Annotated in this window: 3 protein-coding genes; all 3 read right to left on the minus strand. The window is 29.1% G+C overall.

Translation table 11 applies throughout. The annotated features are described in order from the left end of the window. Positions 1 to 798: RHS repeat protein (locus JMO20_RS20645; RefSeq protein ID WP_202710324.1), on the minus strand; the 798-nt coding region annotated here is incomplete at its 3' end. Between the two features lie 334 nt (positions 799 to 1,132). Then, the gene (locus JMO20_RS14045; RefSeq protein WP_202710325.1) at positions 1,133 to 1,414 is read right to left on the minus strand and encodes a hypothetical protein; all 282 of its coding nucleotides are present in this window, start codon (positions 1,412 to 1,414) and stop codon (positions 1,133 to 1,135) included. A 164-nt stretch (positions 1,415 to 1,578) separates the two neighbouring features. Beyond that, positions 1,579 to 2,537, minus strand: a 959-nt coding sequence (locus JMO20_RS14050) for an RHS repeat-associated core domain-containing protein (RefSeq protein WP_202710326.1), incomplete at its 5' end; no start/stop codon positions are given.

Consider the following 2,537-nt stretch of genomic DNA (forward strand, 5'->3'; position numbering starts at 1 on the left):
CTTTAACCTATTTCTGCTATCATATATATATTCAGTTATTTTTCCAAAGTAATCCGTAATGCTTTTTCTACTTCCATTATTATAATATTGATACAGTATCTCCTTTAAATCTGGTGTTATTTTTTTCTTTAAGCTTCCATCTTTATAGTATATTAGAGTAGTCTGAAAATTATCTTCTGTGATAATTGTCTTATCTTCATCTGCACCAATTATATATTCATATTCCCTTATTTGTTGAATTGTGTTATCTTCATTAACTATTGTTTCTTTAATAACTCTATTTCTATTATCATAGATAAAAGATGTAGTTGTACCATTCTTATCAATATTTAGTATTGGATTTCCTATCTTGTCATACTTAGTGTATTCTTGGTTATTTAATGGGTCTACTGATTTTATTAATCTTCCTAATTCATCATATTGACTCTGTGATAATATCTGGTTTTCATTTTCTATTTGAATTACTTTTCCTAGATTATTGTATTTGTACTTCATAGTTTGACCTTTAGCATCTTCTACTTCAACTAATCTACCTAGATCATCATATCTGTATATAGTTTCAAAATTTCTAGCATCATTAGTCTTTAATAAATTCCCTATATAATCATATTCGTATTGGGTAGTGTATAGTGTTAAATCCGATTCATCTTTCTCTTTTGCATTGTCAGGACTTATTTGTTCTCTAATTAAATTACCATTATTATCATAGAAATAGCTATGATAGTTTCCTTCTTCGTCATACTCTATTTTTTTTCCTTCACCATCAAAGTATAAGGTTTCAGTGAAACTTTGGTCCACATCATCAAGCCTGGATAGACTATCCGTTTCTCTTGACTATTACTAGCAGGTCTTTATTTTCCCGTACGAAAAAAGCCAACGGATTTCTCTCCGTTAACTTTCTTGTTTGGTTATTTAGTTTTTCGATAACTCACTACAGAATCATCATTATGCAGTTAGTCTCATATATGCAATTTATAGAAAGTTCTTTGATTGAGTATAATATATTGTAATACTTTAGTAAACTTTTATTTTGTAGTGAGTTTTAACTGATTTATGAAGTTAGCTTATTTGGTACTTCAATTATTTGCATAGTATACTACATGTTGTCTTGAAAATAAAACTCTGAACTAGTTTAATCCTCAATTCTCACTTTTGGCCAAGATATATCATCATATTTTATGAGCAGTTTATCAATCTTGTAAACAAATATTGTGTGAGGATATATTTCGCCCTTTAAAACAGCCTTACCGACATAAAAATTTTCTTTATATGGTAAATAAAATTTACTTAATCTTTTATATGTAAGCTTCTTCATTTCTCTTCCACCAGTAATAATCAAATAATTTTTATTAAAATCATTATCAGGAAAAGTAATTTTATAGTCTATTGCTGCACTATGTTTTTCACCAAACACCGTAGACCACCAAGTTCCAGGCAATTCTTCTTCTGTACGTAATCTTGCAACTTCTACTAATTCTACCTTTATTGGTATAAGCCAATAGTAACCTTGATATGCTATTAATGCAATTATAGTTATTAATAATACTACTTTTACTTTATTAATAGATCTTTCACCTCTTATTTAATAATATTATCTCTCTTAATATATATATCGCCTCCATCATTTTTATTATATTTAATCATACCAAATGGAAATCGAATCCATAGATAATTCAAATTTTTTAAAAACCTCATTTGGTCGAATGACAGTCTTGGTTTATAAGATTTATTAGATTTATTAAAGTTATAAGATAAGTTACCGTCCATTGCATAGACTTCATTTATATTATCATTGGTTCTTAAAAATGTACTTGCTACATTATCATTAGTATGGTCTAAATGCCCTCCATTACAAGTAAGTATAATAAGTTTATCCATCGCCTTATCATTAAGATTACCAATATACATTGCTCTAGTTCCTAAAGGGGTCTTACCGTTGCTTAATGAAGTGAGATACTCATTATTACTTGCATCTATATTAATTGTATGTGGAGACCCATGGAATAGTAAAGAAACACCTTCAATATCAGTATCTTTACCCATGCTATTCCAAGCTTTTAAAAACTGAATTCTTAATGTTACTTCAAGCATATGTGTTTTTGTTCCATATAATTCACTCAATCTTTCAGCTTCTGATTTTGCTTGCTTCCCAAAATTATTGGGGTCATATAAAACCCAACTATCATGTCCAGTAGGGTCAATCCTTATAATAGGATTATTTAAGCAGTAAGTGTATAAGTTCAATGTCAATGGATTAGTAACATCTCCCTTGTAAGTATCCTCCGTAATAAATCTACTTATACTTGGGTCATAATATCTTGCCCTTAAGTAATACAGTCCACTTTCTTGGTCATAATACTCTCCTGCATATCTAAAGGGGTTGAATATTCCTTCTTCTGTTTGTGTTCCTAGTCCATATATACTGAAGTCATATTCATTTAGTATAGTTTCGTTTATTGATATAAGGTTTACTGCATCTCCATGTCCGTTATATAAATAATACGCTATTGTTCCTTGATTATCCTGCCTTGATATTA

It is taken from the genome of Sporosalibacterium faouarense, from assembly GCF_016765695.1.
GTDB lineage: Bacteria > Bacillota > Clostridia > Tissierellales > VENL01 > Sporosalibacterium > Sporosalibacterium faouarense.